Here is an 8048-nt window from a genome sequence, read left to right on the forward strand (position 1 = left end):
ATGCAGACTAATCTTGCTGATTTTATTAAACACACCCCAGAAGGCCAGGAAGCTGATGCCATATTGAGATCCTGTGTACATTGCGGCTTTTGCCTGGCCACGTGCCCCACTTATCAATTATTGGGAGATGAACTGGATAGCCCACGAGGTCGCATTTACTTGATGAAACAAGTCCTGGAAGGGCAGCCAGTCACTCAGAAAACACAGCGTCATCTTGATAGATGCCTTACTTGCCGCGCTTGTGAAACAACCTGTCCCTCTGGCGTACGATATGGTCGACTACTCGATATTGGGCGAGGTGTTATTCACAAAAATGTAACACGTGGTATGCGTGAGAGAAGCATCCGCTATTTATTGAACAAAACGTTGCCTAACCGATATTTATTTAAATCATTGTTCAAAATAGGCCAATTTTTCCGCCCTTTATTTCCGGGCAAATTAAAAAAATCAATCCCTCCCAAGATTCAAAATAACAAAAAGTGGCCAACAAAAAAACATCAACGAACCATGCTCGTACTCGATGGATGCGTGCAGCCGGAGCTTTCACCTAACATCAATATTGCTACCGCGCGCGTTCTCGATAAGCTTGGAATTTCGCTAATTACGGCAGAAAAAGCAGGCTGTTGTGGCGCGCTCTCTTACCATCTTGATACTCAGCAAGATGGATTGAATCACATGCGCCGCAATATCGATGCTTGGTGGTCACTTATTGATGAAAAAAAGAATACACAGCCGATAGAAGCCATCGTGATTACAGCAAGCGGTTGTGGAGTCACAATCAAGGATTATGGGCATTTATTGCACCACGATCCAGCTTATGAGGAAAAGGCTACACAAATCTCAGCATTAGCCAAAGATATCAGTGAAATCTTAGCAGCAGAAACAGATAACCTGGCCACTCTCCTTGAAAAATCAGAACCATATGACAAAACAAAGCTTGCGTTTCATTCTCCTTGTACGCTCCAGCATGGTATGCAGATTCGCGGTGTTGTCGAGAAAATACTAGGTATTGCTGGTTTTACGCTTTGTTCTGTTAAAAATGCTCACCTTTGTTGTGGTTCTGCTGGCACTTACTCCATCCTTCAGCCAAAATTGTCTCAACAATTGCTCAAAGAAAAATTAATTAACCTTACTGCCGAGAAACCAGATCAACTCGTAACTGCGAATATTGGTTGCTTAATGCATCTACAAAGCGGCACCTCATTACCCGTCAGGCACTGGATAGAAGTTTTGGATGAAATACTAAGTAACATCCCCCAAGATCATAAATAAACCATCTCTATGCCTTTATCGTAGTTTTAAGCGATATTTATATTCTTTTCTAGCTTATCTTTGATATTCTTTCCTTGCTATCTATTTCATCTGCCTTGCTTCTGCTTCAGCTCGCCCCTATATCTAAACTTTCCTTACAATTTTTTCACATTCTTTCAGGTAAAGTTTAAAGCCTCTGCTCCTGTTATATAACGGAAATCGCAGGTTTATTACTATGAGATTAGTTCAGTAACTAAAACAATCTTAGTTAATCGGATTAATTACTTTTTATTCAATAAAAATAAAATATTAGGAGCGGTTTCAGTTTATTATTAAAAATACCTATGATAGAGTTTTTGTGTGTATCAAAATAAATTTTTAAGCAATTTTATTTAGTGAGGAGAATTTCAGAATGAAAACAAAGACTGCTAATCTGATGATAATAGTTTTTTCGCTATCGCTTGCGATTGGTTTATTAGGCTGCCAACCGAGGGGCAAAATTGTAGATGCAAAACAAAGCCAATCAGAAGCTGAGGAGAAAGGGGAGAAGAAAGCTGAGAAGAAAGCTGAGTCTGAAATAATCGCAGATTCCACGAAAGGCACGCCAGAATCATTTCCAAGTGATAGCGAGGAAATTTCTAAAGAAACAACTATATCAGCTGATCAAACCATTGATACCATGCCAAATGAATTAATTGAATCTGAAAACTCATCATTAGCATTCATAAATGAAACTCAGTCGTTAGCAAAAAAATCAGAGCAGCCAATTGAAAAATATGAAGATTTGAGCGAAGTTGTCAAGGCAACCCCTGAATTAATTCGTAAAGTTCAACAGGCTCTAGCTGATGCTGGATTTAATCCTGGTGCAATTGATGGAAAAAGTGGGGCTAAGACTATAACTGCATTGAAAAATTTTCAAAAACAGAACAATCTTACAGTAGGTCAGCTAACTAAAGGAACGCTGCAAAAGCTTAATGTATCCTATCAATAGGTTTTGACAAGAAATTCGTTTCAATACAGACTGGAAAAAGATGGCTACAGATTATTCTGAAAGCATTTCTCTCAAATTAGAGAATTAATTCATTATAAAGATCTATTTTTCCAGTCTGTATCTTTATAATTATTAATTGTCACTAATTAATTTAATATATAAATATGATGATCAGATTTTTATATAAATTTAGGAATTAGAAGAATTAATATTTTTATTCTAGAATCGTTGCTTTGGTTTATAAAATATACATGCTAGCATATCGATACCTAGTAGAATAATGACAAATAGAATAGCGATTTTATTTTAAAATATTTTTATTCATAATTATTATTAAGCTATGAATTACATTGAGACTTCTTTCTTTTCATAAAAAAAGAAATGGTATTGCATTAATTAACCAGAATAAGAAAAAGATAAAAAGATGGTGTTCAATTTGTGAACAAGTTGGTAATTCCTATTTTATCGTGAAATAAAAAATAAAATTAGTACTAAAAAATAGCGGAGAGAAATTAAATGGGCATTCCTTTTTTACAAAAATACCGTGTTGGTAGTTATATATTAAAGCAGAAGATTCAAGGTAATAAACGTTATCCTTTAGTACTAATGTTGGAGCCTTTATTTCAATGTAATCTGGCATGTGCAGGTTGTGGCAAGATTGATTATCCAGATGATACTTTACGACGTCGAATGAGCGTACAAGATTGTCTAGCAGCCGTTGATGAATGTGGCGCACCCGTCGTCTCAATCGCTGGTGGAGAGCCACTCATTCATAAAGAAATGCCACAGATTGTAGAAGGTATTATCAAACGAAAAAAATTCGTCTATTTATGTACCAATGCACTATTACTAGAGGATCGAATGGATGATTATCATCCTTCGCCGTATTTTACTTTTTCAATACATCTTGATGGCAACAAAGAACGTCATGACACATCAGTTTGTCGTGAAGGAGTTTATGATAAGGTAATTCCGGTTATTCAAGAAGCTCTCAAGCGCGGCTTCAGAGTCACAGTGAACTGTACGCTCTTTCAAAATGAAACGGCAGAAGAAGTTGCAGAATTTTTTGACACTGCTACTGAATTAGGAGTAGAAGGGATCAATGTATCCCCAGGATTCAGTTATGAACATGCTCCACGCCAGGATGTTTTTTTGCAGCGATCAGTTAGCAAGCGCCTTTTTCGCTCAATCTTTCAAGAAGGGAAAAAAAGAAAGCAGGCATGGAGATTCAATCACTCCAGTCTTTACTTAGATTTCCTCGCAGGCAATCAAAATTATCAATGCACTGCATGGGGTAATCCCACACGCAACCTCTTTGGTTGGCAACGGCCTTGTTATTTATTGGTAGATGAGGGTTATGCAGCCAGCTTCCGTGAATTAATGGAAGAAACAGATTGGGATAAATACGGTGTAGGCAATAATCCCAAATGTGCTAATTGTATGGCTCACTGTGGATTCGAGCCGACCGCGATTAACGATACATTTGCTCACCCCCTTAAAGCACTGCGCGTAAGCCTTCGTGGACCACGTCTTGATGGGCCTATGGCACCCGATCCTTCACAAAAGAACTTAATCTCCCCTAAAGTTAATGCCTCGCAGAAGGAATTTCCAATACCCGTAGTAGTTGAACAAAAAACAAATACCTCAACCGCTTCATCAAGCAATCTAACTCGCTCTGATGGATAGCATAGAATATCTTATTTGCGACCTAATTATATAAAGTAGCAAAGGATAGCGCTTTTACTCTGAATTAGTTCCAAGAAGTTTGATTTAGATAGGACGATGATAGAGCTTGCAATATATTTAGCTTTTGTGGGTACTTTTCTTTGGTGGATGATAGTGCTGGTTCCTTGGCGACCATGGAACACACAAGAATCTTTGGAGTCAACAAATGATGAAAAGCTACCTTTAGATGATATTACAGTGCTTATTCCCACACGCTCCATGCTTTGGGTAATGGCACTTCCTATTATCGGTACTTTGTTTTTACTGATGACATGGACTTCAGCATTCCGATTCTGGCGTGGTGAGCGTGCTCAATGGAAAAATCGTCGATATGAGATCTCTGCTTGAATTTAGAAGCATCAAATATGTCTTAATTACACTCATCTTACTGTCATTGGCTACTGTGGCCAGGGCTCAAGATTTCCAATCCGACACCCCAGAACATGTCATCCAGGGATTACAGGAAACATTCATTCAGGCGATGAAAAAAGGAGACGAGCTAGGTTATCGCGGCCGCTTAGAGCTCATGACACCTGCCATCAATCGCTCGCATGATATGGATACCATAATACGTTCAATACTGGGAGCTAATTGGAACAAACTAGATGGGAAGCAACAACAGAAAATCAATGAAACCTTCCGTAAACTCAGCATTGCAACTTATGCTGAAAGGTTTAATCGTTATGACAGAGAACGTTTTGAAATTATAGAGCAGCGCTCGTTACCGCGGGATCAGATATTAGTAAGAAGTAAATTGATTCAGGCGGATGGTAATTCCATAAACTTTGATTATGTATTGCATCAAAGCAAAGAAGGATGGCTCATTATTAATATTCTAGTGGATGGTGTCAGTGATCTTGCCATGAAGCGGGCTGAATATAATGCAATCTTAAAACGAGATGGTTTCGAAGCACTGATCGCGATGCTTGAGCAAAAAATACTTCAAACGGAGCAGAATTAGCATAGTAATGAAAGAATCGAGTATGTGAGCAAGGAGCATGCAGGGATAAGCGCATGAAGAGTAGAATTTGGAGCACATCAATTTAACTTGGAAAAAGAGACAGCATTGGGCAGTCCTGCAATGTGCTTATATAGTTACTTAAGTTTGATGCATCCACCATGGCTCAAATCACTTGACAAAAGTCACCAATTGCACAGAAAATCGTTATTGTATTCATCCGAATCTGACTCCTCTAATGATGAAACTCTTTTTAAGAACCGCTTCATCATAAGGAATTTAGTTTCCTTTTACAGCTTTTCTTATGTTGAACTCACGTTAATATTAATACTAGAACGAGCGATCAACTGAGGAATCTAGGTTAATAGGGCTGGTAATTTTCTTACCTTTTCAAATGGGTCACAAACACTTCTCAAGTGCATCGATCATCATTCCTGCTACGTTAAATCCAGTCTGATTGGTAATTTCCTGCATTCCGGTTGGACTCGTAACATTGATTTCGGTCAACGAGTCACCAATTACATCAAGCCCTACAAGCATCAATCCTTGTTTGTATAATTTCGGACCTACTGTATTTGCGATTTCAAGATCGCGCTTAGATAATGGTTGCGCTATACCAATACCACCAGCAGCAAGGTTGCCACGTGTTTCACCTGGTTTGGGTTTACGGGCAAGTGCAAAAGGAACAGGTTCTCCAGCAATGAGTAAAATGCGCTTGTCGCCTTGGCTGATCTCGGGTAGAAAACGCTGCGCCATGATGGTACGAGTGCTGTAATGGGTAAGCATTTCAAGAATAACGCTAATATTATGATCAGCGCGATGAACACGAAATACACTCGCCCCCCCCATTCCATCAAGTGGTTTTAATACAATATCTTCATGCTTATCGAGAAACTCTCTAATCAGAATCTCTTGTCTTGTTACTAGAGTGGGTGGAATAAATTGAGGAAAATTTGCAATGGCAAGCTTTTCATTATGATCACGTATACTTCTTGGACTATTGACAACAAATGCGCCTTGCTGCTCAGCAAGTTCCAATAGATAAGTACTGTACACATATTCCATATCAAATGGCGGATCTTTGCGCATTAATACCACATCAAATTCTTGTAGTGGTATTGCCTCTGACAGACCTTCTTGGTACCAGCGAGATTTTTTGTTCTTTTGATTAGCTAGGGTCAATTTCCGTGAGAATCCGGTCACTAGCTTATCTTTCCAGACAACGTCTCCTTGTTGCATGACAAATAGTTGATGATCGCGGCTGGCCGCTTCACGCATCATGGCAAAACTTGAGTCTTTGTCAATTTTAATTGAATCAAGTTGATCTAGTATGAAAGCAAGCTTCATTGAGTGCTAGCTCCGCAATGTTTCTAGAGTTTGGTTAGGAGGCACTCTTATGTGGCGCTCTAATTCTAGCGAAGCTGCCAGCAATGCTAGTCGTGCTACCACACCGTAGGCATAAAACCGGTTTGGCGCGGAATCTGGAAGAGCAGCATGGTTAGGTAGCACACAGGAAGTATCAAAAGCTAACGGTACAAAATGCATACCCGGAGCATTTAAATTTTCATCAACACCTCTTCCTGTATGAACACGATAAAAACCTCCTACTACATACCGATCTATCATGTAAATAACAGGTTCGGCAACTGCCTGATTGATGCTCTCAAAAGTATACACACCTTCTTGTACCAGTACGTGTGTAACCGATAAGCCTTCTTTGGTTATTGCCATTTTATTGCGCTGCTTACGATTGAGTTTATACACATCCGCACTATCTTTAACGGTCATAATACCCATACCATAGGTACCAGAATCAGCTTTAACAATAACAAAAGGTTTTTCTTTGACGCCATACTGAGTGTATTTCTCCTGGAGATCTTTCAGTATTTCATCAACTGCTGCAGCAACACAATCCTCCCCTTTTTTCTCACGAAAATCAATTTTGCCACAGGAGCCAAAATAGGGATTAATTAACCATGGGTCGATTCCAATCAGCTCGGAGAATTCTTGAGCTACACTGTCATACATGGAAAAATGCTGAGACTTTCTGCGTGTCGACCAACCTGCATACAATGGCGGAATGACGATCTGATCAAGATCCTTCAAAACTTCTGGAATACCACTCGAAAGATCATTATTGAGTAAAACAGCGCATGGTTCGAAATTTGCCACAGACAGCCTATTATTCTTGCGTTGTATCGGCTCTAATACCAAAGTATTCCCATCAGGGAGGTGAATCGTCGTCGCACTAGTAATTTCTGGCAAGAGGGAACCAACACGAACATGCATGCCCGCATGCCGCATAATGTCTTGCAGTATAGCAACGTTCTGCAAGTAAAAAATATTACGAGTATGATTTTCCGGTATAAGCAATATGCTATGTGCATCAGGGCAAATTTTCTCAACAGCAGCCATCATGGCTTGAACGCATAGCGGTAAAAATTCTGGATTGAGATTATTGAATCCACCAGGAAAAAGATTGGTATCAACCGGTGCAAGTTTAAACCCGCTATTGCGCAAATCTACAGAACAATAAAAAGGAACGGTATGTTGTTGCCATTTGCCACGCAACCAATGTTCAATAGCAGGCATTGCTTCAAGAACACGTTTTTCCAGTTCGAGAATTGGGCCGCGTAGCGCAGTTGTTAGATGAGGAACCGGCATGAAATATATGTATTTAAAAATAATAGATTATAACATTACAAGTGATTCGAGCTAATCATTGCCATTGGAGCGAGAATATTCAGCCATGAGATCATGGAAAAAACACAGGCATCTCTGCAATCGTATTTTTCCAGCCTTAAGGACGCAGGCATTTGGATACAGCTAGGGTCTGTTAACGTTTTGAGATAAGTTATTCCATAAATAGAAAGCAAACTCGTAATACTGAGGTTCTCACACCACTAATAAAACGAGTTTGCGATGCCTCGACTGATGCTCACTGATGAGTTCTGGCCGAAGCTGGAGAAGATTCTGCTTCAAGAAGCGATTTATAACAAGCGCAATCTGCGCATGACAGTAGAAGGTATGCTATACCGAATGCGGATTGGTTGTCCGTGGCGAGACTTACCTGAGGTGTTTGGATGCTGGAATTCCATTTATAAGAGATTCAATGCTTGGTCA

Annotated in this window: 8 protein-coding genes; 6 read left to right on the forward strand and 2 right to left on the reverse strand. The window is 39.5% G+C overall.

The annotated features are described in order from the left end of the window. From glcF to R2Q26_RS07930, 5 genes are all read left to right on the forward strand, one after another. A complete protein-coding gene (glcF, locus tag R2Q26_RS07910) occupies positions 1-1272 on the forward strand; it encodes a glycolate oxidase subunit GlcF (protein ID WP_317535785.1) in 1272 nt (423 codons plus the stop codon). Between the two features lie 391 nt (positions 1273-1663). Further along, entirely contained in the window at positions 1664-2242 is a 579-nt protein-coding gene (locus R2Q26_RS07915; protein ID WP_317535786.1) for a peptidoglycan-binding domain-containing protein, read from the forward strand. Between the two features lie 516 nt (positions 2243-2758). Next, entirely contained in the window at positions 2759-3928 is a 1170-nt protein-coding gene (hpnH, locus tag R2Q26_RS07920; protein WP_317535787.1) for an adenosyl-hopene transferase HpnH, read from the forward strand. A 96-nt stretch (positions 3929-4024) separates the two neighbouring features. Beyond that, a complete protein-coding gene (locus R2Q26_RS07925; protein WP_317535788.1) occupies positions 4025-4315 on the forward strand; it encodes a hypothetical protein in 291 nt (96 codons plus the stop codon). Beyond that, positions 4299-4928 carry an HpnM family protein gene (locus R2Q26_RS07930; protein ID WP_317535789.1) on the forward strand — a complete coding sequence of 210 codons (630 nt, stop codon included), beginning with the start codon at positions 4299-4301 and terminating at the stop codon, positions 4926-4928. Before R2Q26_RS07925 ends, R2Q26_RS07930 begins: the two co-directional genes overlap by 17 nt. A gap of 396 nt (positions 4929-5324) precedes the next feature. Here the strand turns inward: R2Q26_RS07930 and gshB are convergent, their stop codons facing one another. Both gshB and gshA read right to left on the reverse strand, forming a co-directional pair. Further along, entirely contained in the window at positions 5325-6272 is a 948-nt protein-coding gene (gene gshB / locus R2Q26_RS07935) for a glutathione synthase (protein ID WP_317535790.1), read from the reverse strand. 6 nt (positions 6273-6278) lie between these two features. Beyond that, positions 6279-7589: a glutamate--cysteine ligase gene (gene gshA, locus R2Q26_RS07940; RefSeq protein WP_317535791.1), complete on the reverse strand. Its 1311-nt coding sequence runs from the start codon at positions 7587-7589 to the stop codon at positions 6279-6281. A gap of 258 nt (positions 7590-7847) precedes the next feature. Between gshA and R2Q26_RS07945 the strand changes: the two genes are divergently transcribed. Beyond that, positions 7848-8048 (forward strand): transposase (locus tag R2Q26_RS07945; RefSeq protein WP_317535792.1); only part of this gene is annotated, 201 nt, incomplete at its 3' end.

Source organism: Nitrosomonas sp. Is37 (genome assembly GCF_033063275.1).
GTDB lineage: Bacteria > Pseudomonadota > Gammaproteobacteria > Burkholderiales > Nitrosomonadaceae > Nitrosomonas.